Origin of the sequence: Methylobacterium sp. E-025 (assembly GCF_022829705.1) — a bacterium.
Taxonomy (GTDB): Bacteria; Pseudomonadota; Alphaproteobacteria; order Rhizobiales; family Beijerinckiaceae; genus Methylobacterium.
On record NZ_JAKSYR010000116.1, the window covers coordinates 74366 to 97495 of the forward strand.

36 protein-coding genes are annotated in these 23130 nt (G+C 67.6%); 28 read left to right on the top strand and 8 right to left on the bottom strand.

Going from position 1 to position 23130, the window contains the following annotated elements:
* Nucleotide 1: 1 nt before the first annotated feature.
* From MKK64_RS17340 to MKK64_RS17405, 14 genes are all read left to right on the top strand, one after another.
* Entirely contained in the window at nt 2–154 is a 153-nt protein-coding gene (locus tag MKK64_RS17340) for a hypothetical protein (protein WP_243936127.1), read from the top strand.
* 319 nt (nt 155–473) lie between these two features.
* A complete protein-coding gene (locus tag MKK64_RS17345) occupies nt 474–962 on the top strand; it encodes a hypothetical protein (protein ID WP_243936128.1) in 489 nt (162 codons plus the stop codon).
* Nucleotides 959–1273 (top strand): DUF2829 domain-containing protein, encoded by a 315-nt coding sequence (locus MKK64_RS17350; protein ID WP_243936129.1) that lies wholly within the window; start codon nt 959–961, stop codon nt 1271–1273. The genes MKK64_RS17345 and MKK64_RS17350 overlap by 4 nt, the downstream gene beginning before the upstream one ends.
* 58 nt (nt 1274–1331) lie before the next feature.
* Nucleotides 1332–1934: a Gp49 family protein gene (locus tag MKK64_RS17355; protein ID WP_243936130.1), complete on the top strand. Its 603-nt coding sequence runs from the start codon at nt 1332–1334 to the stop codon at nt 1932–1934.
* Between the two features lie 3 nt (nt 1935–1937).
* The gene (locus tag MKK64_RS17360) at nt 1938–2285 is read left to right on the top strand and encodes a hypothetical protein (RefSeq protein ID WP_243936131.1); all 348 of its coding nucleotides are present in this window, start codon (nt 1938–1940) and stop codon (nt 2283–2285) included.
* Nucleotides 2286–2377: 92 nt separating this feature from the next.
* The gene (locus MKK64_RS17365) at nt 2378–3136 is read left to right on the top strand and encodes a hypothetical protein (protein ID WP_243936132.1); all 759 of its coding nucleotides are present in this window, start codon (nt 2378–2380) and stop codon (nt 3134–3136) included.
* A 2-nt stretch (nt 3137–3138) separates the two neighbouring features.
* Nucleotides 3139–3516: a DUF1064 domain-containing protein gene (locus tag MKK64_RS17370; RefSeq protein ID WP_243936133.1), complete on the top strand. Its 378-nt coding sequence runs from the start codon at nt 3139–3141 to the stop codon at nt 3514–3516.
* Nucleotides 3516–3767 carry a hypothetical protein gene (locus tag MKK64_RS17375; RefSeq protein WP_243936134.1) on the top strand — a complete coding sequence of 84 codons (252 nt, stop codon included), beginning with the start codon at nt 3516–3518 and terminating at the stop codon, nt 3765–3767. Before MKK64_RS17370 ends, MKK64_RS17375 begins: the two co-directional genes overlap by 1 nt.
* A gap of 4 nt (nt 3768–3771) precedes the next feature.
* The gene (locus MKK64_RS17380) at nt 3772–4077 is read left to right on the top strand and encodes a hypothetical protein (protein WP_243936135.1); all 306 of its coding nucleotides are present in this window, start codon (nt 3772–3774) and stop codon (nt 4075–4077) included.
* On the top strand, nt 4074–4664 hold the full coding sequence (locus MKK64_RS17385; protein WP_243936136.1) for a hypothetical protein: 591 nt from the start codon (nt 4074–4076) through the stop codon (nt 4662–4664). The genes MKK64_RS17380 and MKK64_RS17385 overlap by 4 nt, the downstream gene beginning before the upstream one ends.
* Nucleotides 4661–6295, top strand: coding sequence for a hypothetical protein (locus tag MKK64_RS17390; RefSeq protein WP_243936137.1), 1635 nt, complete (start codon nt 4661–4663; stop codon nt 6293–6295). Before MKK64_RS17385 ends, MKK64_RS17390 begins: the two co-directional genes overlap by 4 nt.
* A gap of 414 nt (nt 6296–6709) precedes the next feature.
* On the top strand, nt 6710–6913 hold the full coding sequence (locus MKK64_RS28280; protein ID WP_313898918.1) for a MucR family transcriptional regulator: 204 nt from the start codon (nt 6710–6712) through the stop codon (nt 6911–6913).
* Between the two features lie 41 nt (nt 6914–6954).
* Complete coding sequence (locus MKK64_RS17400; protein ID WP_243936138.1) at nt 6955–7293, top strand: hypothetical protein; 339 nt, start codon at nt 6955–6957, stop codon at nt 7291–7293.
* Nucleotides 7294–7986: 693 nt separating this feature from the next.
* Nucleotides 7987–8643, top strand: coding sequence for a hypothetical protein (locus tag MKK64_RS17405; protein WP_243936139.1), 657 nt, complete (start codon nt 7987–7989; stop codon nt 8641–8643).
* Between the two features lie 75 nt (nt 8644–8718).
* Here the strand turns inward: MKK64_RS17405 and MKK64_RS17410 are convergent, their stop codons facing one another.
* On the bottom strand, nt 8719–9579 hold the full coding sequence (locus MKK64_RS17410; RefSeq protein WP_243936140.1) for a hypothetical protein: 861 nt from the start codon (nt 9577–9579) through the stop codon (nt 8719–8721).
* Between the two features lie 233 nt (nt 9580–9812).
* Here MKK64_RS17410 and MKK64_RS17415 point away from each other — a divergent pair, with 233 nt between their 5' ends.
* The 6 genes from MKK64_RS17415 to MKK64_RS17440 all read left to right on the top strand — a co-directional run bounded on the left by MKK64_RS17415 (nt 9813) and on the right by MKK64_RS17440 (nt 13742).
* The gene (locus tag MKK64_RS17415; protein WP_243936141.1) at nt 9813–10100 is read left to right on the top strand and encodes a hypothetical protein; all 288 of its coding nucleotides are present in this window, start codon (nt 9813–9815) and stop codon (nt 10098–10100) included.
* A gap of 96 nt (nt 10101–10196) precedes the next feature.
* Nucleotides 10197–10619: a hypothetical protein gene (locus MKK64_RS17420; protein ID WP_243936142.1), complete on the top strand. Its 423-nt coding sequence runs from the start codon at nt 10197–10199 to the stop codon at nt 10617–10619.
* Nucleotides 10620–10707: 88 nt separating this feature from the next.
* A complete protein-coding gene (locus MKK64_RS17425) occupies nt 10708–11130 on the top strand; it encodes a hypothetical protein (RefSeq protein WP_243936143.1) in 423 nt (140 codons plus the stop codon).
* A 1-nt stretch (nt 11131) separates the two neighbouring features.
* Nucleotides 11132–12208, top strand: coding sequence for a hypothetical protein (locus tag MKK64_RS17430; protein WP_243936144.1), 1077 nt, complete (start codon nt 11132–11134; stop codon nt 12206–12208).
* Between the two features lie 23 nt (nt 12209–12231).
* Nucleotides 12232–13101 carry a hypothetical protein gene (locus MKK64_RS17435; RefSeq protein ID WP_243936145.1) on the top strand — a complete coding sequence of 290 codons (870 nt, stop codon included), beginning with the start codon at nt 12232–12234 and terminating at the stop codon, nt 13099–13101.
* Entirely contained in the window at nt 13044–13742 is a 699-nt protein-coding gene (locus tag MKK64_RS17440) for a hypothetical protein (RefSeq protein WP_243936146.1), read from the top strand. The genes MKK64_RS17435 and MKK64_RS17440 overlap by 58 nt, the downstream gene beginning before the upstream one ends.
* On the opposite strand, the gene MKK64_RS17445 is transcribed toward MKK64_RS17440, so the two are convergent.
* From MKK64_RS17445 to MKK64_RS17460, 4 genes are all read right to left on the bottom strand, one after another.
* Nucleotides 13725–13961: a hypothetical protein gene (locus tag MKK64_RS17445; protein WP_243936147.1), complete on the bottom strand. Its 237-nt coding sequence runs from the start codon at nt 13959–13961 to the stop codon at nt 13725–13727. The genes MKK64_RS17440 and MKK64_RS17445 overlap by 18 nt on opposite strands.
* 31 nt (nt 13962–13992) lie before the next feature.
* Nucleotides 13993–14316, bottom strand: coding sequence for a hypothetical protein (locus MKK64_RS17450; protein ID WP_243936148.1), 324 nt, complete (start codon nt 14314–14316; stop codon nt 13993–13995).
* A 72-nt stretch (nt 14317–14388) separates the two neighbouring features.
* Nucleotides 14389–14712 (bottom strand): hypothetical protein, encoded by a 324-nt coding sequence (locus tag MKK64_RS17455; RefSeq protein ID WP_243936149.1) that lies wholly within the window; start codon nt 14710–14712, stop codon nt 14389–14391.
* Nucleotides 14713–14800: 88 nt separating this feature from the next.
* A complete protein-coding gene (locus tag MKK64_RS17460; protein WP_243936150.1) occupies nt 14801–15115 on the bottom strand; it encodes a hypothetical protein in 315 nt (104 codons plus the stop codon).
* A 387-nt stretch (nt 15116–15502) separates the two neighbouring features.
* Between MKK64_RS17460 and MKK64_RS17465 the strand changes: the two genes are divergently transcribed.
* The 4 genes from MKK64_RS17465 to MKK64_RS17480 all read left to right on the top strand — a co-directional run bounded on the left by MKK64_RS17465 (nt 15503) and on the right by MKK64_RS17480 (nt 19397).
* The gene (locus MKK64_RS17465) at nt 15503–16255 is read left to right on the top strand and encodes a hypothetical protein (protein ID WP_243936151.1); all 753 of its coding nucleotides are present in this window, start codon (nt 15503–15505) and stop codon (nt 16253–16255) included.
* Nucleotides 16256–16337: 82 nt separating this feature from the next.
* A complete protein-coding gene (locus MKK64_RS17470; protein WP_243936153.1) occupies nt 16338–17600 on the top strand; it encodes a phage tail protein in 1263 nt (420 codons plus the stop codon).
* A gap of 10 nt (nt 17601–17610) precedes the next feature.
* Nucleotides 17611–18069, top strand: coding sequence for a hypothetical protein (locus MKK64_RS17475; protein WP_243936154.1), 459 nt, complete (start codon nt 17611–17613; stop codon nt 18067–18069).
* The gene (locus MKK64_RS17480; protein ID WP_243936156.1) at nt 18066–19397 is read left to right on the top strand and encodes a hypothetical protein; all 1332 of its coding nucleotides are present in this window, start codon (nt 18066–18068) and stop codon (nt 19395–19397) included. Before MKK64_RS17475 ends, MKK64_RS17480 begins: the two co-directional genes overlap by 4 nt.
* 55 nt (nt 19398–19452) lie before the next feature.
* On the opposite strand, the gene MKK64_RS17485 is transcribed toward MKK64_RS17480, so the two are convergent.
* Both MKK64_RS17485 and MKK64_RS17490 read right to left on the bottom strand, forming a co-directional pair.
* On the bottom strand, nt 19453–19683 hold the full coding sequence (locus MKK64_RS17485) for a hypothetical protein (RefSeq protein WP_243936157.1): 231 nt from the start codon (nt 19681–19683) through the stop codon (nt 19453–19455).
* A 108-nt stretch (nt 19684–19791) separates the two neighbouring features.
* Nucleotides 19792–20631: a methyltransferase domain-containing protein gene (locus tag MKK64_RS17490; RefSeq protein WP_243936159.1), complete on the bottom strand. Its 840-nt coding sequence runs from the start codon at nt 20629–20631 to the stop codon at nt 19792–19794.
* A gap of 227 nt (nt 20632–20858) precedes the next feature.
* Here MKK64_RS17490 and MKK64_RS17495 point away from each other — a divergent pair, with 227 nt between their 5' ends.
* The 4 genes from MKK64_RS17495 to MKK64_RS17510 all read left to right on the top strand — a co-directional run bounded on the left by MKK64_RS17495 (nt 20859) and on the right by MKK64_RS17510 (nt 22803).
* The gene (locus MKK64_RS17495) at nt 20859–21524 is read left to right on the top strand and encodes a lysozyme (RefSeq protein ID WP_243936162.1); all 666 of its coding nucleotides are present in this window, start codon (nt 20859–20861) and stop codon (nt 21522–21524) included.
* A 2-nt stretch (nt 21525–21526) separates the two neighbouring features.
* Entirely contained in the window at nt 21527–21799 is a 273-nt protein-coding gene (locus tag MKK64_RS17500; RefSeq protein WP_243936163.1) for a hypothetical protein, read from the top strand.
* A complete protein-coding gene (locus tag MKK64_RS17505) occupies nt 21799–22212 on the top strand; it encodes a hypothetical protein (protein WP_243936164.1) in 414 nt (137 codons plus the stop codon). The genes MKK64_RS17500 and MKK64_RS17505 overlap by 1 nt, the downstream gene beginning before the upstream one ends.
* A 78-nt stretch (nt 22213–22290) precedes the next feature.
* Nucleotides 22291–22803: a hypothetical protein gene (locus MKK64_RS17510; RefSeq protein ID WP_243936165.1), complete on the top strand. Its 513-nt coding sequence runs from the start codon at nt 22291–22293 to the stop codon at nt 22801–22803.
* A 71-nt stretch (nt 22804–22874) separates the two neighbouring features.
* On the opposite strand, the gene MKK64_RS17515 is transcribed toward MKK64_RS17510, so the two are convergent.
* A complete protein-coding gene (locus tag MKK64_RS17515; RefSeq protein WP_243936166.1) occupies nt 22875–23051 on the bottom strand; it encodes a hypothetical protein in 177 nt (58 codons plus the stop codon).
* Nucleotides 23052–23130 lie beyond the last annotated feature (79 nt).

Consider the following 23130-nt stretch of genomic DNA (forward strand, 5'->3'; position numbering starts at 1 on the left):
GATGGCGCCCTGGCTCGCTCTCCTCTTCGCCACGCTCTCGGCGCTGGGCCTCGCACAAGCCGGCCTGTCCGGTTCGTTGCGCGCGCTCGTCTTCGGCCTTGCCGACGCCCTGCTCGCCCTCGGCTTCTTCGCCGGCGGGGTGCTGCCATGGTGACCTTCCCCCATCGCGCCGGGCTCCGCCGGCCGATCGCGCCCGCTGGTCCGACCCTGACCTGTCGTTCCGATGCCGGCGGGCGTACTCCCTTTCTGGACCTTCCCGCCGTGCATCCGGATCAGGCGCGCCAACGCCTGCCGGCCCCGTCGGGTCGTGTTCTCGTCTCGCGTGATCGTCTGAGCTTCCAGGCCGTCGATCTCGCACGTGTCGCTACCGCGTTTTTCTTTCCTCTGCTGCACGCCGCGGCCTCCGTTGCTTCGATCCTCTTAAAGCACGCGGGGCTGATCGAATGTGGTCAAAGAACAAGGGGCGTCGGCCGATGATGACCGCCGAAGCCGAAGCCGGCCTGATCAGGCCGCAGGTCGTCGCGCTCGTCGCGAAGCTGCGCGCCGACGGCCTGTCCACCATGGGGGCCTACGAGGCGCTCGGCGGCATGGTCGGCAAGTCCGACACCTGGGTCCGCAAGGTCGTGGGGCGCTCTCCCGACGTCGCGATCCGCCTGCGCGACGCGCTCAGCGTCACGGCCGCCTACCGGCGGCTCTGCACCAGCATCGAGGCCGCCGCGGACGACGCCGCCGCCAGCAACGCCCTGCTCCAGGAGGAACTGCATGCGGCTGTTTCGAGCCATCGCCCGGCTGCTCGTGGAGCGTCGGGACGGGCGCCGGCTGCGGGCGCAGCTGCGCGCCGTCCAGGACGGTCGCCCGCATCCGCACTGGTCCGTCCGGATGCTGCGGCGCGTGTGCCGGCAGCGGCGGATCCGAGCCTGAACGACCTGCCGCTGTGGCGGGCGCTGAACGAGGGAGAGTGACGGTGGTGGATGGTGGCGAGCAGCTGCGCGGGTTCGCAGCAAACGAAGCGCTGAAGCAAGGCGTGGCGCCGTTCGGCGACGCGATCCAGGCCCTGAAGGCCGGCCTTCGCGTTGCCCGCTCTGGCTGGAACGGCAAGGGCATGTGGCTCTCGTTGGTCACGACCTGGAGCGGAAACGTCGGCCCGGCTCCCGAGCAGTATGCCTTGCTGCCCTTCATCTGCATGCGCACCGTCCAGGCTGACTTCGTCCCCTGGCTCGCCTCCCAGACGGACATGCTCGCCGACGACTGGATGGTCGTCCCCGCCGCCTGACCCCGCCATCACCGGGCGGCGCGCGGCGTCGCTCGGCTCACCCTCCAGGAGCACGAGCATGGGCCACTACACGAAGAAGCCGGTCTTGATCGAAGCCCGGCGGTTCGAGACGAACAACGACGACGGCTCGCACATGACCCTGCTGTGCGATTGGGCGAACGAGCCGAAGGACAAGGCCGTCGTCACCCATGACGGCACCAGTATCTTCGTCGCCACGCTCGAAGGCACGATGCGAGCTGAGGTCGGCGACTGGATCATCCGCGGCGTCGAGGGCGAGATCTACCCGTGCCGGGACTCGGTGTTCCAGGCGACCTACGCCGTCGCCTCTGCTGCTCCCGACGGTAGCGGCACGCCGGCCATCACCCGCGGCGAGGCGGACGCCATCGTCGAGGCCTCCACCGCTCCGCGTGTCACCGCGGACGCGATCAAGGCCAAGATCGCCAGCGCGGACTTCTTCCGCTCGGGCGTGCTGACGATCTGCATCATCGAGATGGTGAGCGGCTTCACCTTCGTCGGCAAGTCGGCCTGCGTCTCGCCGGAGAACTACGACCAGGCCGCCGGCGAGCGCTACTCCTACGACGACGCCTTCCGGCAGATCTGGGCCTTCGAGGCCTACCTGCTGCGCGAGCAGCTGTCGGCGGCCTCGGACCGGGCGGCCTGACCGATGGCCCCCTTCGCCCCGAACTACGAGACCGTGAAGCGCGTCGAAGCGTACCCGATCGCCGCCGTCGGCCCGACGTGGGTCACGGTCGATCTGCCGAACGGCGGGCAACGCTCGGTGCCGGTGACGGAGGCGTTCTCGGCCCGCCCGCCCGCGGTCGGCGACATGCTCGTCCGGTACGTCGACGGCTACCTCTCGCACTGCCCGGCCGACGTCTTCTTCCGGGACGCGGTGCCGCTCGACGCGAACCTCGTCGAGCCCGCCCGCACGCCGGTGCGCTCGCCCGTCGTCGAGGAACCGCGCGTGCCCCGGCGCGACGGCGGCCTGCCGCACGGCCGCCACCACCCCTGACCTTCCCCAGAACGAAAACCGCCCGGCCTGCTGGGGAGCATGGCGCCGGGCGGACCCCTGAACGCGGGCGCTGGGCCCGCATGGAGAGTACCATGGAAAACACGGCACACACCTCACTGCAAGCCGCCGCCGTCGCGCAGCTCGCGGCCGAAACCTTGTCCGGCGACGTCCGCGACGTGCTGCTCACACAGGTGAGGGGCATGCAAACCCCTTGGTCGCAGCTGTCCGAGAAGGATCAGCAGTGGCGGATCGAGGCCATCCAGAAGCTGGCCGAGACGGTCGTTCGCCGGACGATGGCTGTCGTCGCGCATCAGGGCTTCACGCACCTCGACGTGCGGATCGCCACCAAGGGCAAGTTCGGGGACGGCGGTATCGAGCTGACGGCGAACGCCCCGTTCACGGTCGACAACATGATGCGGCTGGCCGAGCACAAGGGCGGCTCCGCGATCCTGGTGCTGACCGAGGTCGGCGAGTTCTTCGGGCAGCGCCGCGCGGCCCGGGCCGAGCCGGACCAGCGGGCGATGCCGCTCGGCGAGGACGACGGCGCGGACGAGACGGCGCTTGAGGCAGAGGGCGTGTCGTACGCCTCGACGCTCCGCATGATCGAAGCGGCCCCCGAGCTGATTGGGCTGACCTTCGACCTGACCGCCTACACCGAGAAGGAACGGTCCGACCTCGCGACGAAGATCGTGGAGAAGAAGGGCAAGGTCTACGTCGCGCCGCAGGGCGAGGCGGACGGCGAGGCCGGAGCCCCGGCCGACAGCGCCGAGACGCAGGAGCCCGCGTCGGAGGCCGCCCCCAAGACCACGCGTCGCGCGCGCCGTCAGATCCGCGAGACGGAAGCCGCCTGACCATGAACGCCCCCGTGCTGCCCCGGAAGGCCGGCCTGGGGGCGTCCGTTCTCGCGCTCGGACGCCTCAAGACCGGCGAGATGAACAAGACCGAGGCCGCGTACGCGCGGCACCTCGAGGGGCTGAAGGCTGCCGGTGAGGTCGCCTGGTACCGGTTCGAGGGCCTCAAGTTCCGGCTTGCCGACGGGTGCTTCTACACGCCCGACTTCGCGGTTCTGCGCGGCGATGGCGCGCTCGAAGCGCACGAGGTTAAGGGACACTGGAGCGACGACGCGCGGGTCAAGATCAAGGTCGCGGCCGAGATGTACCCGTTGCGCTTCCTAGCGGTCCGGGTCGTCGCGAAGCGGAACGGCGGCGGCTGGGAGGTCGAGGACTTCTGATGCTCGACGCTCGCGCCATCGCCCACCATCCGCCCGCCGTCCAGCGCCTGCTCGTTTGGTCCGCGCTCGGCTGCCGCCTCGTCTGCGAGGCCGGTCGCTGGCGGCTGGAGAAGCCCGCCGACATGCCGCGCGGCCGCGGGCCGGCACCGACCCCGATTCAGGACCGCACCGCGCGGGCCGCCATCGCCGCCGGCGCCCAGACGGGCGCGCCGGCCGACCTGTTCACCACCGACCACCGCAAGGCGGCGTAGCGCCATGGGCGAAGCCTCTCCCGACTGGATCGCCGACCAAGCGCGCGCCGAGCGCGACATGGTCTACAACTACGACGCACTCGACGCCGTCCTGCAGCGTGCGGACGAGTACGCTCGGCGGGCGGATGAAGTGGCCGCTACGCTCGATCGGCTGCCGGGCGGCTGCGGTGAGCCTCGGCGAAGAGAGGCCGAGGACTGGCGCCGCCTCATCGCGATCGCCGCTCACCACCTCGCGAACCTCGACCGCGTCCACCTCATCGAGGAGCCCGCGCTGTCGCGGAAGTCCCGGTTTCGGGAGGAGCGCGCATGACGGCCCGGCGCTCTGCCGATCCCGAACGCGAGCAGGTGCGCGGCTCGCCGCTGCGCGCCGTCGACCTCGACTGGCTGCGCGGCCAGGGGCTGACCGGCTGCCTGACGGCCTGGGGCCCGGCCCATCGTTTCGACGTGCTGCTGCGCGACCGGATCGCCTTCACGCGCGGCCGCCGGTTCGAGTTCTTGCGGTACCTGCAGGGCGAGGACGTCGAGCGCGTCGTCGCCTACACGCTGCTCGCCCGCGACGCCGGCGGCGCGCCGCTCGACGTCGTCGCGTGGCACCCGCGGACCGGCCGGGTCGCGACTTGGCTCGGGCGCACCGGTCTCCTCGGGCTGGATCACCCCTGCCCGGCGACGGCGGACGATCCGCTGATCGTGTTCCCCGATCCGCTGACTTGGCTCGCTGGGTCCCGCCGCGGTGTCGTCGTGGTTGACGAGCGCCTCGCGCGGCCGGAGCTGCTCGAGGCCGGATCGATTCAGGCGGCGGACATCGCGCACGGGGCGAAGCTCAAGGCGATGCTCGAGCGCGTGCGTCTGCCGCGGATCACCGTGCCGACGTCCTCGATCCGGTCGGTGGCCGCATGAACGAGGTCGTCACGCTTCACCACGGCCAACGCGAAACGAAGAAGCTCAACCGCGAGGCGGCAGACCTCGCCCGCTCGCGCTGGGGCCGGGACCTGCCCGTCGTCCAGGTGATGGCCGCAGAGATGCCGCGCGTCGTCGACGAGGCGGAGGAAACGCTGATCGAGGCCGGCGCGCCTGTCTTCACCCGCGCCGGTGCGCTTGTTCGGCCGGTGTCGGAGCTGCTGCCGTCGACGAGCGGGCAGCTGACGCGGGTCGCGCACCTGCGCCCGCTCTGCAAAGCGTCGCTCGCGGACATCCTCGGGCAGACGATGCGATTCCAGCGCTGGGACGAGCGCCGGCAGTCTTTCGTGAACATGGACGTGCCGCCCGTGGTGGCCGAGACGATGCTGGCCCGGCAGGGCCAGTGGCGCCTCCCGCCGCTCGCCGGGATCATCACCACGCCGACGCTGCGCGCCGACGGCACGCTGCTGTCGGAGCCGGGGTACGATTCGGAGACGCGCCTGTTCGTCATGCTCGACGAGGGCTTCACGCTCGGGCCGCTGCCGGAGCGCCCGACCCGCGCCGATGCGGAAGCCGCGCTGAAGCTGCTGCTCGACCTGCTGTCCGGCTTCCCCTTCGTCGGGCCCGTCGATCGCGCCGTTGCGCTGTCCGGGATCATCACCTCGGTGCTGCGGCCCGGCCTGCCGACGGCGCCCGCGCACGGCATCCGGGCGCACACCGCCGGTACCGGCAAGAGCCTCATGGTCGACCTGTTCTCGGCGATCGCGCTCGGCCGGCCCTGCCCCGTGATCGCCGTCGGCAAGACGGAGGAGGAGACCGAGAAGCGCCTGGGCGCCCTGCTCCTGAACGCCGTCTCGGTGATCTCCATCGACAACGTCAACGGCGAGCTCGGCGGCGACCTGCTCTGCCAGATGACGGAGCGGCCCCTGGTCCGCGTCCGCAAGCTCGGGACGAGCGAGGCGCCGGAGATCGAGTGCCGGTCGATGGTGTTCGCCACCGGCAACAACCTGGTTCTGGTCGGCGACATGACGCGCCGGACGGTGCTCTGCACGCTCGACGCCGGCGTGGAGCGGCCAGAGACGCGCGAGTTCGACTTCGATCCGATCCAGCGCGTAATCGAGGACCGCGGGAAGTACGTTGCCGCGGCCCTCACCATCGCGCGCGCCTATCGGGTCAGCGGCTTCCCGAAGCGATGCGTGCCGCTCGGGAGCTACGGGGCGTGGTCCGACACTGTGCGCTCGGCCCTGATGTGGCTCGGCGAGGCCGATCCGGCGGCCAGCATGGAGACCATGCGCGACGAGGATCCGGAGCTGCTTGAGATCCGGAGCCTGCTCGCGCACTGGCGCGACAACCTCGCGGAGGCGTCCTTCTACACGGCGAGCCAGGTCATCGACACGGCCTGCGAGAAGGACACCGGGGGTGGCTTCTTAAGGCCCGAGTTCCGCGACCTCCTGCTGCGCATCGCCGGCGACGGGCCTGTCGTGTCGAGCAAGCGCCTAGGGCGGCGCCTCGTGAAGATGCACGGGCGCGTGGTCGGCCAGATGCGCCTCGACCTTCGAGCCGACGAGAAGCGCGGCAATCGCTTCGCGCTGTCGAAAATCCGCGTCTGGGACGGGACGGGTGAGGAATGACGCGCGTCCGCACCGGTGGGGTTTTGTGGGGTTTCTGGGGTTTTTTCCGGCCCCTATACGCGCGCACGCAGCCGAGGATGCGTAGGTGTACTAAAATAACCCCAGAAACCCCCAGAAACCCCCAATACCTTCCTGAACAGGTCCGGGCAGGACTGATCAGGACAGGTCGTTCTCTCCTGCCCGGAGAGGACCGCACCATGTCGAGCCAAGCCCAGCCGAACGACCTCACGACCCACACCGCCCGGATCGCGGCGGCCTACGTCTCCGGCAACCGCCTGCCCGCCTCCGACCTGCCCGGGGCGCTCCGGACGATCCACGGCGCGCTCGCCGGCCTGGGGCAGCCCGCGGCGGCTCCGGGGCCCGCCAAGCCGACCGAGGCGCAAGATCCGCGCCTCCATCCGTCCGGACGCCCTGGTGAGCTTCGAGGACGGCCGGCCCTACAAGGCGCTGCGCCGGCACCTGACGCTGCGGGGCCTGTCGCCTGCGGATTACCGTCGGAAGCACGGCCTGCCGCTCGACTACCCGATGACCTCGGCCGCCTACTCTGCGCGACGCTCCGAGATCTCGCGGATGATCGCGGATGCGCAGCGTGCGCCGGTCCTGCAGGCTGCCGAGTAGCCCCGCCCTGATCGAACCGCCGGGAGAGGCCGGCATGCGTGATGAACACAGCGACGCCGGGGCCGCGCGCCCTGGCCTACCCGCCGCGGTACAGCCATCGCCAGGTCGCGGCGTGGGTGATCTCAGGCCTCACGGACAAGCCGCCGATGCCGGGCCTGGGCGAGGCGCCGGCCGACGTGCGGATGCGGCGCCTCGTCGAGCGCCACGTGCCGGATCGTGAGCACCGCGAGCAGCTGAAGGCCTGGTCCCGCGCGCAGGCCGATGACGGCGCGTTCCGCGAGGCCTGCCGGCTGCGGGGCTGGAATCGCACCTCGGCCCAGCGCCACGTCGACCTCGCGCTCGCACAGATCTTCCTCGTGATGAGCGCGATTGACGGTTAAGGGGCAAGTCGATTTGCGGGCTCCTTCGCCCTACTCCAACCGGCGATGCTCAACAACCAGAACGTTCCGCCCCCGACGGCACCGAGGGCTGCAGCTTGTAGGACAAGCATTGCTGCATTGAACCACCCGTACAATGTTCGCGCACCGTCAATCTCTGTTCGTATGCCGCCGATGCTTGCGCTGTCTGGGCGCGGTCCGAGAGTGACCAAAATCAGCCATGGCGCTGCAGCCACGAGGCCTCCAAATATAATGAAATTGATAAGTCTTGGTTTGATTATTTGTCGGAGAACCAAATATGTAGGGACGCCCAGAAACAGCGCCGCAGGATACGCTCCGATAAGTGATATAAAGAGGACTTCGTCAAAAATCCTATTGGTTATAGCATGCATGCCTCCATTCCAGCGAATGCATACATGCATTACTGTTGCGGCTAAGACTGGAGCAACAACGAAGCCAATGGCAACCCGCCAGAACGGGGGATACATCGAGGAGACATGCATCTTATCCGACATAGCGAGCAGGTACCTGTAGGCTGGGGCTTTATCTAACTCTGTTCACGGTATCCACTCCATAGCCATGTGCCGATCGGGTGTGGCAAAAGGTGAATACAATCCGGCTTGACCGCTGTGCCAATTTGGTCCGACCCCCGAAATACGGGCCCGGCAACGACGCCGCGCCATAGGGGAACGCACCGTGACCGCGTCGGCCAGCCAGTCGTCTAGCACCACCCGCAACATCCGGATCGCCACCACCCCGGCCGAACGCCGTCGAGCGAAGAACGGCCGCCTCGGCCCGCTCACCGCCCGCCACGTGGATGTCGAGGTCGGCGAGGCGTCGATCGCCGATCCTTACGCCCCGGGCTCCTTCCGCACCGGACAGGTCAACCGCCGCGTCGACGTCCTGGCCACCGAGCACGGCGCCGGCCGGATCACGGAATCGCAGTTCCTCGTCGGCCGCATGATCCAGGCGGTGTTCGAGCGCGGGTCGGGCGCGAAACTCGGATCGGGCGGATGGAACCCGGGCGGGTCGCGCGATCAGACCATCGCCCACGAGCTGCAGATCATCTTCGCCATCGAGGACGCCGAGAAGGTCAAGAAATTCGTCGGGCACCTCGAGCGCGCGATCGGCGCGGTGGGGGTGCGGTTCCTCCGGGCCATCCTCTCCGAGGGGCAGACGTTCACGACCTACGCCGCAGCCCGCGGCAAGGCCGGCGAGCGCGGCGCAGCCCAGATCGCGGGGCACTTCCGGCTCCTGCTCGAAGGCCTGGTGGAGAGCCAGCACACCGCGACCGGGGCGGGGCGGCCGGTGCCGGACGATCAGTACGCCGCACGGGCTCGGGAACTTGTATAGCTCCTTCTGATCACACAGACGTTTCAAGGCGTGTGTTACGTGATTTGAAACTACAGCTTGGTCGAACCCAAAACCTTACGGCGCGTATCCTAAGCCCCAATCACCGTTCTTTGATATGTACACCGGAGAACCCTTGAGTTTAAACTGGATTGTCTCGGGCGTAACACGTACAAGCGTGAAATTTGCTAGAGCATTAGTATCAAATGTAGCTATAAAATTTGTGAAATGCGCAGGGTCATCAATTAAAGCAGCGTTTGCGCGCAGCATATTTATCAAGCGCATATCTTCATTGTCAAATCCACCGGCGAGGGACAACAGCTTGTTCGTCGAAAACCTATTGGAAGTATTATCGCTGTCTCTTGAGTTCAATTTTTCTAACCGGCCAATTCTGTCAGTCAATTCGACAATGATCTGATCTTTTGTATCGGTGCTTTTCCTCAATTCGAAGGATGCATTAGCCTGGGTGATTGGATTACTTACGCGGTATCCATCTTTCCTTATCTCGCGCAACGCTAATGACAATCTCTCCCTTGTTGCAGTAATGCTATGCCAGTCTGTGATATCTACGAATATGGTATCGTGACCGGCATTGTCGAATGGAAGTTTCGTCCCTGCAACGGCCATGTGGATGGTTGGCTTTTCTGTAGCGTGACGGATGCCTAGTTCGTAAAACACATTGGGATTTTGGCCCGTCAAGTCAACTATCACTAAACTAGCATTTATTATATCATGAATGATTCTATCATTGATCATTCCAGGTCGCGCATCGTCATCGGCGCGGCGCACTTCATAACTGAAATCCGCCTCTTCGAGCACAGCTTTGATAATACCGTGCAATATCATATCGGATCGTTTTCGAACCTCGGATCCTGCGGTATCAATTGGTCCTACTACAAAGCACAGCGGCTTTTCATTTTTATCGGGTGCTTTGGCCATTTGATTCTCCCTATTCAAAGGGACGTTAGAGCCTTCAATCGATCTCGCCAACTGTCACGCTTGACCCCGCGGGCCAACCCTGCCAAATCACCACCGTCGGAAGACATGCGCCCGGGGCTCACAAGCCGCCGGGCGTTTGCATGTCCGGGCCGACCTTCCCGCGAACCCGCTCAACAGCTTAGGCGTTCTCCTCGGAGACGTGAGCGCAGTTCCGTCCCATGATCGGTTCCACGATGACGGATCGCGAGACAGCCGAGCGGGTCGATGACCTGTTCCGCATAGCGGATCGGCTCCGGGTCCCGGGCCACCGCCATACCGTCGAGGCGTTCCTGGGCGAGCTCGGCGAACTCCGCATCGGCCTTTCGCGGCTCCATCGCGACCTGACCGGCGCCGATCCGGCCCGCACCTTCACCGCGAAGCGCCCGTCCGTCGCCGCGTTTCCGGCCGGCGCGATCGCCGGCACCCGCGCCGTCGTCCAGCATCGGAGCCGGCCCCGCGCCCGGCTCGCCGCTCGGGCCTGATCCGCGTCGTTCCCTGCGCTCTGCGCAGACGCACGATAATTGCCCTTCTCGTGCATCCAAACGGGGTTTTTCGGCATGGCCGGAGGCGCAGTTATCGTGCGTCCGGCGACGGATGCGGCGACCCTTCCTGATGCGCTCGACCAAGCCGCGGCCGGGTTCGCCGCCGCCTCGAAATCGGCCGCCACCCGCCGCGCCTACGAAGCCGACTGGCGCGACTTCCTCGGCTGGTGCGCCGAGCAGGGCGAGGCCATGGACGATCTCGACAGGCCCGACCTCGAGCCGCAGATCCGGCGCGGAATCGCGGCCGCCGTCCGGCACTTCCAGCCTGAGCGGTTCGCGTTCAACGAGCGGATCCTGACCTTCCAGACGATCCCGGGCGCCGACGTCTACGGGCTACGGTCGTCACTCTGGCGCCCGGGGCCGTCGAGACGGTCGTCACCGATTCCCGCTGCACCGAGGGCGCGCTGGTCGCGCCGATCCCGACGTCGGCCACCGCGGCGGCGGCCACGATCTGGCTGAAGGCGACCGCGCGCGGTTCGTTCACCTGGGGGCACGACGCCGCGGCCGCGGCCGACCGCACCTTCCGCTACGAGATCCGGCGGCCCTGATGCACCTGCAGCCGATCGCCCGCACCGACCTCGCGCGAGCCTGGGCGGTGGCGGAGCCGTGGCTGGCGCAGGCCTGCGCGCGACCCGGCTGCGACCTATCCGTCTCCGACCTGCACGCCGCGCTTGAGCGCGACGAGGCCGCCCTGATCCTGATCGTCGACGGCGAGCGGCCGATCGCCGCTGGCGTGACGCAGGTGCGCGATTCTGCGTCCGGCGAGCGCTCCTGCTGGATCCTGGCCCTTGGTGGCGAGGGCGCCCGCGCGTGGGCCTCGACCCTGCGGGAGATCGAAGCGGGCGCAGCCCGGGTTGGCTGCCGTCAGGTCGAATTCATAGGTCGCCGGGCCTGGGGCCGGCTGCACCCGAGCTACGTCGCCACCCGCTGCTCTGCCGGCACCCACTTCTCGAAGACGCTGAGGCACTGACATGGGCGGCGGTACGAAGACGGCGACGACCACGCAGAACACGCAGTCCGATCCGTGGGCGCCGGCACAGCCTGCGCTCCAGCAGATCCTCGGCGGCGCGACCACGGCGCTGAACTCGGGGGTCGGTTCGCAGGTCTACACCGGTCAGCGCGTGGCCGGGCTCGGTACCGACACGGTCGACGGCCTCGACGCGATGAAGACGGGTGCGGCTGCCGGTACCGGCACCGCCGCGGCCGGCAACAGCTACCTCGGGAGCCTTCTCGGCTCGGGCGGCTCGACCCCGGCGACGCAGGCGGCGGTCGCTGGGCTCGGAGGCGTCAACACCAACGTCGACACCTCGGGCGTGTCGTCCGCCGCTGCGCGCCTCGCCGACCCGAACAGCATCGCCCGGACCACGGGTGCCGCGCTGGCCGGCGGCGACTACGCGACCGACGCGTCGCCGCTCTCCGGCCTCGCGAGCAACCTCGCTACCGGCGGGACGCAGACCGAGCGCAGCCTGCAGGACGTCGCCGACGGGAAATACCTGTCGGGCGGCAACCCGTACCTGCAGGCGATGATCGACAAGGCGACCACCAGCGCCGCCTCGACCGTCGGGCAGAAGTTCGCCGCCTCGGGTCGGTACGGCTCCGGCCGGTTCGCCGGCGCCACGGCGGAGGCGGCCCAGAACGCCGACCTCGGCCTGCGCTACCAGGATTACTCGACCGAGCGCGACCGGCAGGCGACGGCCGCCGGCGCGATCGACAGCGCGGAGAACGCGCGCGCCAGCACCGCGACGGGCGTCTACCAGGGCCTCGCAGGCATCAACCAAGGCAACGCAGGGCTCGCCGCCACCGGCGCCGGCCTCTCGCTCTCCGCCGATCAGGCCGGGCTCACCGGCGCCTCGACGCTCGCCTCGCTCCAGGGCTCGAATGCCGACCGCACGCTCGGCCAGCAGGGCGCGCTCCTCTCGGCCGCGCAGGGCGACCGCGCCGCGGGCCTCGCCGCGATCGGCGCCGAGGGCGCGAACCAGGCCGCTCTCACCGCGCCCGGGCAGACGATGGCGCAGGTCGGCGCGATGCGGCCCCGGTCTCGTTCCTGACGCAGCACGGCCCCGACGGGTTCGTGATCCCGCCGGCCGTCCGCGCGACGGCACCGGCGGGCGATCCGTCCGCGCTGCGCCCCGACGAGCAGGCTCCGGCCGCGGCTATGGCGCCGGTTCCGACGCTGGAAGGCGCGCCGCCCCGGCTCGCCCCGGCTCCGCAGAGCGTCACCGGCCTGCCGCCGTCGTTCAGCTTCCCGGATCCGGTTGCGCCGCGCTCCGCACCCGCGCCGGCCCCGCGCGTCGCCGCCCGCGCGCCCGCTCCCGAAGCGGACGACGCACTGGCACCCATGACGGTGCCGCTGCCGCCGCAGCGCCCGCTCGGCTTCGGCGCGCCGTCGCAGGCGGACATGCCCGCCGTCGGCGCCGTCCCCGCGCAGGGGCAGGCGCCCACCGGCGCGCCGACGGTGCCGGAGAAGGACGGTCCCGGCATCGGCACGATCCTCGGCCGCCTCGGCGACGCCGGGATCGGCGACCAGATGATGGCCTTCGGGTCCGGCCTGATGAGCAAGCGGGGATTCGGTGCCGGCGCGGCAGCCGGCTTCGACAACATGCAGAAGGCCTCGAAGGACCGGGCCGTCACGGATCTCGCGAAGGCCGACCTGTCCCTCAAGCAGCGCAAGATCGCGCAGGAGACGGCCGCGCTCGGCGGCAACGCGGCGATCATCAAGCGCGCCTTCCCGAACCTGTCCGACGCCGAGGCGATCGCGGCCGGCTCCAACGGCGGCCAGGTCGCCTCGACGACGTGGTGCGCGCCCGCGACGGGCTCGCCCGCGTCGAGAAAAGCCCGCTCGGGCAGCTCGCTCAGACCGACGACGTCCGCCGCGCCGTCAACGTGCTGTTCCCGCAGGTGCCGCAGGGCGCGAACCACCACGAGATCGCCGCGGCGATGACGGCGGTGGCACGCAACAATCCGGCGGCCGCCCGCGACCTGACGCGGATCTACCTCGAGACGCTGTTCAATGAATCGACCCAGCAGGTGAAGGGCATCGCGGTACAGTACGGCGGCGCAGGCTTCGCGTCGGCGGTGCACGGCAACCCCCAGCAGCGCCACAACCTCGAAGCGGTCCTGCGCGTCCTGCCCGACGGGGAGATGCGCGCGGCCGCAGTCGACCGACTGCTGACGACCCTCGAGGCGACCGGCTACCGGCCGCAGAAGGGCTCGGACACCGCGTTCAACCAGGCGATCCAGAAGCAACTCGCCAGCGGCAACACCCCGGTCGGGCAGGCGATCGCCAGCGCTGCATCCGGTGCGGCCGCGGGCGCTTCCGTCGGCGGCTTCAGCGGGGCGCTCGGCGGCGGTGTAGTCGGCCTGAAGCACGGCATCAGCGATGCGATGACCCACGCTCGGATGATGGGGAACGGGGAGGCGATCGCGCGGCTGATCTACGATCCGAAGGCACTGCCGGACCTGCGCGCCCTGTCCAAGTCGCCGCCCGGCTCGAAGAACGCCGAGCTGTTCACGGCGCGACTGCTGCGCCTAGCGAACGATGGCCAGCGGCCGGTGGTGAACCAGTTAGCGGCGGCGCGGTAGGAGGGGGCGCATCCGGCCGGCTTCGTCGCGGGGCCAGAAACCAACCAGGGCGGCAACACCAACGATCGCCAGTAGGACTATCCAAGTGCCAGCGCTGCCGATCGCATCGTCGGACCAGTGCAGGATCCCCGGCACGACGAGCTTCAGCACCCATCCGACCGCGAGCATGACGGCTGCGAACAGGATGAGCGTGACGGGGACGGCGAGCCAGCGGGGCATGCCTTTTCCTACCACGCACCACTGAGGTGGGTCACGTTTGCTTCGAGAGCAGGATCAGCACCAGCACGATGGTGATGGATCCGAGCAGGTAGACGGCTCGCGTTAACTCCTTCACGCGTTTCAGCAACGCGATTGAGTTGCAGAGCGCATGAGCTGCGTCCTGTCTGGCGTGAGCGAGGAGAATGTCACGCGTACCCTGGTCGAGGTCGTACTGCGTTTCTGGCGGGCCGTTATACCCAAGCTCATCGTGCAGTGTTTCGCGGGCAATCACCCCACCATCAGCGGAATCACCCTTAACGCCCAACGCATGGTTCGCCCAGAGACCCGCCTTGATACGCTCACTCGTGCTGGTCATGTGCAACTCTCCGCGCCGCGCAGGAGCACCAATCAGGAGGTGCACACCGGCATGTTACCCGGCAGTTAGCAGTCAGCCAAAGGCCTTGGTCAGGATCGGCCACACCGTTTTGATGAGTACCGCCGCGGCGCCGAGCCCGGTAATGACGAACACTAGCACCTTCGCTACACCGAACTCGGTCGGGAGTTTCTCTAGGTCGCGCCGAAGCCCGGTCGCTTGAGTGTCAAGGTTCGTCAGCTTGCCGCTGAAGTCGGCTAGCTTGGTGTTGAGGTCTCCGGCCTGGGTGACGGCGGCTACTTCAGCTTTATGCTGCGCGTCGCGGATCTCCTTCAAGGAGTCGCGAATCTCCTTCATACCGTCCTCAAGCGCTTTTACGCGCGGTTCTAATGTGTCCACCGGGCCACCTCCGCCGGGACCATTTCCACGCCGTCGCTCTTCGTTATCATGAAATAGTTCGTGAATATTTCTGATCCTCTCAGCTCGTTCACGACCTGACATCGCTCGGATCCTCCGCCGGTCGCGTCTCTTTCCATCTCGTGAATGCACTCTGGCTCAAAAGCCTTATATTTCCACAGTTCACGCAACTCATAACCATGCACGGTATCCTGATTTTATTGACAAGCCCCTCTGCATTTTGAAAATATGGCACTGCCGCATGGGCATTCCGGTAATCAGTTATTACATTAAAATCTGTGGAGTCGCATAATTCACAATTAATTCTAACGCCTTTGTCTTTGAGGAATTCGCGGTATTCTTGTTCTAGAGCTTCATTAAAATCAGGAATTTCATCTTCGGACATCAGTTTGCCCCCTCGGGATCTTCAGAGTGTGAGAGAAGGCCCTGGCTCGTAAGCCAGTCGCGAAGCGCGTAACGTACAGCTTCGGGCCGCGATGCAAGAGGTTCACCCGTCTTGGTGAGGATGAATGCATCAAGTGCGTCTATCATCGGCGCGGGCATTCGGACGTTCACAGCTGCGGTATCGACCCGAGGTCGCCCCCTTGGCCGTCGGTTTGAAAATGTCGTCATTCTCGTTTCATAGCGCTATCAAATCGGCGGACAAGCGACCCAGCGCAACACCCTTGACCCGACGGGCAATCCGCCCGATTAAGCCACCGTCAGGTGCCCTGCGCGCCGGCAGACAGGGCCGCTCCGAGATGGGCGGCCTTTCGCGTTTCCGGAGCACCGCATGGCCGCAGATCCTCGCGCCGCGGCGCTCATCGCGTCGGCCCAGCGCATCGGCGCCAACCCGCTCGATTACGCGACCGTCATGTCCTACGAGACCGGCGGCAAGCTCGACCCGGGCATCCGGGGCGGCGCCGGCAACCGGCATATCGGCCTGATCCAGTTCGGCCCGGCCGAGCAGAAGGCCTACGGCGCGAGCCAGGACCAGAGCTTCGAGGAGCAGCTGCCGGCGGTCGAAGCGTACCTGACCGACCGCGGCTTCAAGCCCGGGATGGGGCGCCTCGACCTCTACTCGACCATCAACGCCGGTCGACCCGGTCTCTACAACGCGAGCGACGCCGGCAACGGTGGCGCACCCGGGAGCGTCGCCGACAAGGTCAACGGGCAGATGGCCGGGCACGAGGCCAAGGCAGCGGCATTCCTCGGCGGCGACTTCATGCCCGCGATGCCCGCATCAGCCGGCACCACGCCCAACACCGGCGCCTTCGGCCTTGCCGGCCCGGTCGCCTCCGGCACCGCCGATTCCGTCACGCCGGCCGCCGGCGTCACGATGCAGGCGCCCGCTAAGGACGACGGCGTCGACGTCGCCGGCCTGCTGAAGGCGCTGAACGGCGGCGGGCAGGCTGCGGCCTCGCCGGTCGCGCAATCGGCCGCCGCGCCGTCTGCGCCGCCCATGCTGCAGCCGCACCGCCCGGCGGCCCAACCGTTCGACGCGTCGCGCTTCTTCGCCATGCTCCCCGGCGCCCGCGCGCGCTGATTCACCCCTACCGCCGCACCACCCCGATCCGGACGCACCAGCGTCACCGGAGCCGGACCCGTGCGCGCTGCCAGGAGCCGCCATGACGGGCCTGAAAGACTTCTCGACCGACGCACCGTCGAACGACGTCGCCGCCCCACCGATCTTCTGGGGCGAGGGACAGGCATCAAACACGTACAACAACAGCGCTCGAGCGATGATGGCCGCGCTCGCCTGCTGGCGCGATGACAACTCCGGCATTCTCGGTGCGACGGGGGGTGCGAGCGGCGCCTACACGCTGGCGACCGAGCAGGGCTTCACAGCGGACGACTACAGCGTGGCGTTCGATCTGGCCTTCACGCCCGACGCGGGCAATCCCGGCCCAAGCACGTTTCAGCCGGACGGGGCCGGGTTCAAGCCTATGCGCCGCGCGGGCGGTACCGAGCTCGCCCCGGGCGACATCCAGGTCGGCCAGGTCTACCGAGTTCGCTGGCACCCCGGCACGGGGCAAGTCACCGTCGTTTCGCCCTTCATCGAGGCGCCCGGGACGATCAAGGCGTTCGCCAGCCTCGGGGCAGTGCCCGCCGGCTGGCTGTCCTGCGACGGCCGTGCGGTCTCGCGAACCGCCTACGCGGCGCTTCTGACGGCGATCGGCACCGCATGGGGTACGGGCGACGGCTCGACGAACTTCAACATCCCGGACCTGCGTGGACGTGCGCTTTTTGGAGCAGATGCCGGGGTCGGCCGCATCACGGGGGCTGGTGGCCTCGGCGGGGCCGTGGGCAGTACGGGCGGCGTCGAGGCTGTTGCGCTGACGGCCGATCAGAACGGTCTCCATACGCACGGCGGCTCGACGGGTAGTGCTGGCGGACACGACCACGGCGGGTCCGTAGTTGCGGCGGGTCAGCATAGCCATGGCGGGGCAACGGCCGCCGCCGGGAATCACACGCACGGCGCCTCGACGACGACTGCGGGTTCGCACGCACATAGCGGCACGACGAACACCGCCGGCAACCATGGCCACGCCGTCACCTACAGCATCGGCACGGCAGGCTCCGGAACGACGAACCGCGTCGTCACCGATCTTCAGCCGAACGGTGCGAACAACGCAGGCGGCGCGGTCTCCGCAGCCGGCGATCACACGCATGATTTCGCGACGGCCGCGGCTGGCGACCACAGCCATGGCGTCACCGTCGCCGGCGTTGGCGACCACGCCCACGGCATCAACGCGGACGGCCAGCATGCCCACACCATCAATGCCGTCGGCGATCACGTGCACGGTCTGAGCATTGCCGCGGCCGGATCCGGTGCGGCGCACCCGAACATGCCGCCGGGCGCCGTCGTCGTCTGGGCCATCAAAGCGTGAGGATGACGGGATGAGCGCACGAAACTGGTCCACGAACCCGGACGACAACGCGTTCGCCGACCCGGGTATTCCCGTCCAGGACGGCGCTTCGGCGCGCACCTTCACGGGGTCTGCCCGGGGCATCATGGCGGGCGTCGCTCTGGCGCTCGAGGGCATCCCCGTCCTCGGGCATACGCCGGTATTCGATCAGAATTACGTGGCCCAAACCACGGACACTCAGATCGGTTTCGCGAACCTGACGGTGCCGCGCACCGTCACCTTGCCCGACGTGGATAGCTACCCGCTCGGCCAGGTGTTGTTCATCGCCGACGAGAGCGGGCAGTGTTCGGTGGATCGACCCATCACGATTGCGGCGGGTGTCGGTACCGGCGATAGCATCGCGGGCCAACCTGCCATCCAGCTTACCGATGCCTACCAGGGCCTTGGCTTTCGCCGAGGTGCTGCCAACGTGTGGATCATCGCCCGATGAAGCAGCCTTCCATCCTTATCGCCGCCGTCCTGACGCTCTCTTCCGTCGCGCCCGCCCTATCCCTCGACCGCGTGCTTTCGGCGCCGCGCATCAGGGACAATGGCGATATCCGGCTCTCCGACGACCTGAGGATCGGTCGCAAGGTCGGGAGCACGTACGTCGCGACGCCGGACGCCCTTCAGATCCAGGGGCCGGGGTCCACGGGCGACGTCTCCGGCACGAGCGTCACCGCCCAGCCTGGAGACGCGGCGCAAACGAAGACGTTGGGCGGGTGGCTCGCGGACGTGGGCAGCATCCGGCGACCGGCGCAGGCAGGCTCGAGCTACGGATACGCGGGGGACGGCATGTCCCAGCGCTACATCATCATCACGGGCGACAACATCGACATGCCGGCCGCCGGGCTCGGCGGCATCGCCGGTCGGGCCTTTCGTGTCGCGCACACCGTCGGCGGCCCCAACCTGAAAGGCGGCCGGATCGCAGGTGAGTTCTCTCTCATTCACAACGCGCCCGACAGCCCGGCCAACACGCTTTCCGAGTTCGTCGGTCTTACCGGATCAGTCTACGGAACGTCCCAGGGGGGCTTCGGCGGCCAGTCTCTCGCCAATCCGCGCGGCTCGCTCTTTGCGGGCAACAGCTACGTGGAGACGCAGAACGGGTACACGAACCTCGCCAACGTCACGTCGCACGAGTTCAATCTGAACACGCTTCCCGGCTCGTCGATGTTCCTCCGGCAGGGCATCCAGGTCGTCTCCCGCGGCGCGGTGCGCGGCACCGTCGATACCGCGATCGGCATCTCGGCCGGCGGCACCGGAGGCGGGACCAGGAACGGCATCACGTTCGGCGATCAGAACAGCTATGGCATCGCCCCCATCGACGCCAACGGCACGCTCATCGGCTCGTACACCTCGCAGGGGGCCCTGTTCCCCGCCGCAGTCGGCATCGACCTGACCGCGTTCGGATTCTCCGATTCCATCCTCAAGGCGGGCGGCATGAAGATCGCCGCCAACGGGTCGGTCTCGGCCGGGCTGGCGAGCACGGCGGGGCAAGTCCAGTACGACTTCCGGACCAGCGGCACGGCCAGCCCGTTCGATGTCCGGATCGCCGCCTCGGGCGGTTCGGCAACGGCAGGCTCCGGCAATCTCGCCCTGGTCGCAGGCCTGACCCAAGTGCAGGGCGCGGCCGAGTTCACGAACGTTCCGCGCACGCCGGCGGCGGTCGGCACCTACACGATCGCGGCCGACACCAGCGCCGTCTACATCCGCGTCCGGTTCGCCGATGGGGTGTATCGAGCGACGCTGCCGCTGACGAAGGAGACGGGCACGCCCTGACAGCGGCCCGTAACGTCTGACCCGCCCTGCGTTGGGCGGTCGTCACGCTCGCCCCTCAGTCGGCGACCACCTCGCATCGCTCCACGGTGCGAGAGGCTTCTTCATGCGCGCAGGAGACCATTATGGCCTCGTCCACCGACGCGGGGGCGTTCGCGCGCCTGGACCGCGCCTGTTCTTCGCCGCGATCCGCCCACTGTTCGGGTCGATGACACAGGCGGGGGTCGACGGCGTCGGCCGCCTGCTCGACGCCTTCCTGCTGCACGCCCTGGTGCTGGACCGGCGCCACCTCGCTTACATCCTCGCGATCTCGTTCCACGAGACCGGTCGGCGACGGCCGCAGCGACGAGCATCTTCCCGGCAGCCCGGATCTCGCGCTCGACCCATCCAGCGTCGCTTAGACCAGTTCGGGGCGTAGAGCATAACGCCGAACATCAGCAGCGCGAGCCGACCAATCGGTCGGCTCTCCGCCTTTCTGAAGTTGAACGTAGAATTCCAATTCGTTATGTGCCGTCGGCTGAATAAACTTAAGATGCCAGGGCATATCGTATTTGGCGGATAGTGCGCCAATAATCTCGACAAATCGCCATGGCGTGACGACTAAACAGTGCGTATCGATATAGTGACCCGCGTGCCAAGCCTGGATAAGATGGCTTGGGTCAAACGCGGACGGATTGCCATGCGCTGGCAAGATTTCGGCGCCGAGCCGGTATTCGAGCCACAGCGTGTGTTGATGCACGTTCGCGACATTGCAGAAGTGATCTAAAACCACCGGCAGACCGGGGCGCGTGCGCCTCTGCTCGTAGTCGTCCTCGATGCGCCACAGCGGCGTCTCCCGTCTGTGCAGATCGAAAGTGAAACGCTTGTCCGGCACGACGAGCGCGAGAACCCCACCGGGTACGAGGGCGTCGTGAATATCCTTCAACCAAGAAATGAGGTCGGGAATATGCTCAATGACATGGGATGCGACGACCGCATCTAAAGGTCCATGCGTGGACGCGAAATCGCGAAATTTCATTTGCGTAAGATCAACATCGACCTCAGCAATATCAGCTACGTTTACATTTGGGTCGTTGGCGTACTTGTTCCGCAAGTCCTCGGTCGAGCAATGATCCGCATAATATACGCCTGCGGCCTTCGGAACCAAAGGCCGATTAAGGGGCCCAAATTCTAGAATACACTTGCCCGACAAATCTAGGCCCTTAAGGGCTGTCGTGCGTTTATCGGCGCTGTCCATTTGGTTCCTCGGATCATCCGCAGTTAGGCAGCATTGTTAGCGCGGTACTCAGCCGCACTCAATCCTCGGCGGCGTGCTTGCGTTGACGCTTGCCCGTGGCGTCGCGCCTCCTGTCTTCGCTTGGCCGCGGCTAAGTCCTGGCTTGCCGGCAGGCAAAGCAGCGCCGCGCTTCCCGCTTTTCCTCATCGCGAGGACTGACCATGACTGCACCTATTGCGCGGGCGACGATGCTCGCCTCGTTCAAGCCCTACCAAGATATCTCGCGGACCGGCCGCGCGGCCCTGCGGATGCGTGAGGGCGACCGCCTCGTCGCCTACCGGGATTCGGTAGGCGTCCTAACGATCAGCGTCGGCGTGACGACGGCGTCGGGTTTGATCACCGTCACGCCCGGGCTGACTATTACGCAGGCGCAAAGCGACGCGCTGTTCGCGACGGCCGTCGAAAAGTACGTCGCGCCGGTGCGGGTCGCCCTCTCGCGCGAGGTACCGCAGGAGTTCTTCGACGCCTGCTGTTCACTCGCCTACAACATCGGGCCGGTCGCGTTCACGCATTCGAGCGTGGTGCGGCTCGCCAATGCCGGCAACCTGCCGGCGGCGATCGAGGCGTTCTTAATGTGGAACAAGCCGGCCGCGATCATCTCCCGGCGTCAGGCCGAGCGCGACCAGGCCGCAACGCCTTACGACAAAAGCCTGCCGCGGGCCCGCCGGAGTGACAAGGTGACCGTCGAGGAACCGCCGCCGCTCGCTGCGATACCCAAGGCGCCCGCTACAGCATCGAAGGCTTCTGCCCCATCCCAGCCCGCCCTCACCGGCGGGCTTTCTTCTGCGCCGACCCCCGCGCCGGGCTTCTGGTCGCGGGTGCATGCCCTGCTCTCCCGCCCGAAGGCTGCCTGACCATGAACATGCTCCAGCGCATCAACGCGCGGCTGGTCGGCGTGCGGATCTACCTGCTCGCCGCCCTGTTCTCGCTGCCGGACATCCTGAACGCGCTCGTCGGGTTCGACTGGTCCGTGGTCCTGCCGGCCGGGTACGAGGGCTACGGTGCCCGGATCGGCGGCTGCCTGGCGCTCGCTCGGCTGATCCTCATCCCCGCGTTGAAGAGCATCCGCGACGCCGCGCGCCCGGCAGGCCCGCGCCCGGGTGACGGTCCGGACGGAGGGCCGCGCTGATGTGGACGATCCTCTCGTCGCTCATCCTCGGCCTGCCCGGCATCGCCGGGAAGCTGCTCGACTATCTCGGCAAGCGGTCCGACAACACAGTCCTGACCAACGGCCAGAATGTAACCGGCGACACGACCGTCGCGCAGGCGCAGCTCGTCGCCTACGTCGAGGAGCGGAAAGTGATCGGTGCCGAGCGCGCCGCGCAGCGTCTCTCGCCCTGGTCCGCCTGGATGATCCCGACGGCATTCGGGCTCTGCATGCTGCACTTCGGCGCGATCGTCCTCGACTCGACCTTCCGGTTCAACTGGCAGGTCGCGAAGCTGCCGGCGCCCTACGACGTGATGGAGAGCACGATCGTCGCGTCGGTGATCGGCGTCGCCGGTGTCCAGGCCACGGTCGGCTGCATCTTCTCGAAGCGGTAGCGCTTCACCCTCCCCCGCAGGAGGGGGAGGGATCACTGCGCGACCGGAACACCGGCGCGCCTCCCTCGGGGCTGCACGATGTCCGACACCGCCGAACCGAAGCGGGCACGTCGCTCGCGCCGCCACGATCCCGCCGCCCTACGCCGTTCGGCGCTGGAGCACATCGGCTCCGAGCTCGGAGCCGCGATCCAACCGCCGGTGCCGTCCGGGCTCGGCGAAGGCCTGCTCGAGCGGGCAGCGCACGAGGGCTCCATGCAGGACCGCCACATCGCAGCCCTGCTTGGACAGCTCCTCGCCCGGAGCGAGGCCAACGGCGACCGGATCGACGAAACGCGAGCGCAGGTGAGCCGCATGGACGAGAAGCTCGAGGCGATCAGCCGCCGTCTGGACGGCGTGGCCTACCAGAAGGACATCGCGTCGTTCATGTCGCGCGAGGAGATCGAGCGAAAAATCGAGCAGTCCGTCGGTGAGGTGAAGGTGGAGGTCGGTGGCCTGCGCAAGATCGGATGGGGCCTGACGTCCGCCGTGCTGCTCGGCGCCGTGGGCCTGCTGGTGAAGGTGATCCTGGCGGCGGCCCACGTCGCGACCTGACCTCACGTTGACATCTGTCAACACCCTCGGCGCCCTGGCTTCGGCTGGGGCGCCTTTTCTGCAGCTACGGCCTACCGCGCAGCCTCCCACACCGGCACGCCCACCGGCCGCCCCAGCCAGTCCCGCCGATAGGTCTGGTTTCCGTACCGGATCCAGGTGTCGCCGATCGCCTCGACGCGACGGGCGTTGATCATCAAGCCGCCCGCAGAGATCGATCCGTGCCGCCTCAACCAAGCTCGAACCAGCATGGTCCTGCATCCGAATGAGGTCCGCGCCTTAGCCCAATGTGTCACAAGCCAACTGCTCGTTTCTGTGGACGGAAAGTAT

What these genes read in the sequence shown, in the direction of transcription:
- MKK64_RS17385 (WP_243936136.1), top strand. Translation starts at nt 4,074, where the DNA reads ATGACGGCCCGGCGCTCTGCCGATCCCGAACGCGAGCAGGTGCGCGGC.
- MKK64_RS17365 (WP_243936132.1), top strand. Translation starts at nt 2,378, where the DNA reads ATGGAAAACACGGCACACACCTCACTGCAAGCCGCCGCCGTCGCGCAG.
- MKK64_RS17465 (WP_243936151.1), top strand. Translation starts at nt 15,503, where the DNA reads ATGGCCGCAGATCCTCGCGCCGCGGCGCTCATCGCGTCGGCCCAGCGC.
- MKK64_RS17370 (WP_243936133.1), top strand. Translation starts at nt 3,139, where the DNA reads ATGAACGCCCCCGTGCTGCCCCGGAAGGCCGGCCTGGGGGCGTCCGTT.
- MKK64_RS17505 (WP_243936164.1), top strand. Translation starts at nt 21,799, where the DNA reads ATGTGGACGATCCTCTCGTCGCTCATCCTCGGCCTGCCCGGCATCGCC.
- MKK64_RS17490 (WP_243936159.1), bottom strand. Translation starts at nt 20,631, where the DNA reads ATGGACAGCGCCGATAAACGCACGACAGCCCTTAAGGGCCTAGATTTG.
- MKK64_RS17430 (WP_243936144.1), top strand. Translation starts at nt 11,132, where the DNA reads ATGGGCGGCGGTACGAAGACGGCGACGACCACGCAGAACACGCAGTCC.
- MKK64_RS17425 (WP_243936143.1), top strand. Translation starts at nt 10,708, where the DNA reads ATGCACCTGCAGCCGATCGCCCGCACCGACCTCGCGCGAGCCTGGGCG.
- MKK64_RS17380 (WP_243936135.1), top strand. Translation starts at nt 3,772, where the DNA reads ATGGGCGAAGCCTCTCCCGACTGGATCGCCGACCAAGCGCGCGCCGAG.
- MKK64_RS17400 (WP_243936138.1), top strand. Translation starts at nt 6,955, where the DNA reads ATGAACACAGCGACGCCGGGGCCGCGCGCCCTGGCCTACCCGCCGCGG.
- MKK64_RS17470 (WP_243936153.1), top strand. Translation starts at nt 16,338, where the DNA reads ATGACGGGCCTGAAAGACTTCTCGACCGACGCACCGTCGAACGACGTC.
- MKK64_RS17460 (WP_243936150.1), bottom strand. Translation starts at nt 15,115, where the DNA reads ATGTCCGAAGATGAAATTCCTGATTTTAATGAAGCTCTAGAACAAGAA.
- MKK64_RS17345 (WP_243936128.1), top strand. Translation starts at nt 474, where the DNA reads ATGATGACCGCCGAAGCCGAAGCCGGCCTGATCAGGCCGCAGGTCGTC.
- MKK64_RS17340 (WP_243936127.1), top strand. Translation starts at nt 2, where the DNA reads ATGGCGCCCTGGCTCGCTCTCCTCTTCGCCACGCTCTCGGCGCTGGGC.
- MKK64_RS17480 (WP_243936156.1), top strand. Translation starts at nt 18,066, where the DNA reads ATGAAGCAGCCTTCCATCCTTATCGCCGCCGTCCTGACGCTCTCTTCC.
- MKK64_RS17500 (WP_243936163.1), top strand. Translation starts at nt 21,527, where the DNA reads ATGAACATGCTCCAGCGCATCAACGCGCGGCTGGTCGGCGTGCGGATC.
- MKK64_RS17410 (WP_243936140.1), bottom strand. Translation starts at nt 9,579, where the DNA reads ATGGCCAAAGCACCCGATAAAAATGAAAAGCCGCTGTGCTTTGTAGTA.
- MKK64_RS17515 (WP_243936166.1), bottom strand. Translation starts at nt 23,051, where the DNA reads ATGCTGGTTCGAGCTTGGTTGAGGCGGCACGGATCGATCTCTGCGGGC.
- MKK64_RS17510 (WP_243936165.1), top strand. Translation starts at nt 22,291, where the DNA reads ATGTCCGACACCGCCGAACCGAAGCGGGCACGTCGCTCGCGCCGCCAC.
- MKK64_RS17445 (WP_243936147.1), bottom strand. Translation starts at nt 13,961, where the DNA reads ATGCCCCGCTGGCTCGCCGTCCCCGTCACGCTCATCCTGTTCGCAGCC.
- MKK64_RS17360 (WP_243936131.1), top strand. Translation starts at nt 1,938, where the DNA reads ATGGCCCCCTTCGCCCCGAACTACGAGACCGTGAAGCGCGTCGAAGCG.
- MKK64_RS17495 (WP_243936162.1), top strand. Translation starts at nt 20,859, where the DNA reads ATGCTCGCCTCGTTCAAGCCCTACCAAGATATCTCGCGGACCGGCCGC.
- MKK64_RS17415 (WP_243936141.1), top strand. Translation starts at nt 9,813, where the DNA reads ATGACGGATCGCGAGACAGCCGAGCGGGTCGATGACCTGTTCCGCATA.
- MKK64_RS17355 (WP_243936130.1), top strand. Translation starts at nt 1,332, where the DNA reads ATGGGCCACTACACGAAGAAGCCGGTCTTGATCGAAGCCCGGCGGTTC.
- MKK64_RS17450 (WP_243936148.1), bottom strand. Translation starts at nt 14,316, where the DNA reads ATGACCAGCACGAGTGAGCGTATCAAGGCGGGTCTCTGGGCGAACCAT.
- MKK64_RS17390 (WP_243936137.1), top strand. Translation starts at nt 4,661, where the DNA reads ATGAACGAGGTCGTCACGCTTCACCACGGCCAACGCGAAACGAAGAAG.
- MKK64_RS17475 (WP_243936154.1), top strand. Translation starts at nt 17,611, where the DNA reads ATGAGCGCACGAAACTGGTCCACGAACCCGGACGACAACGCGTTCGCC.
- MKK64_RS17375 (WP_243936134.1), top strand. Translation starts at nt 3,516, where the DNA reads ATGCTCGACGCTCGCGCCATCGCCCACCATCCGCCCGCCGTCCAGCGC.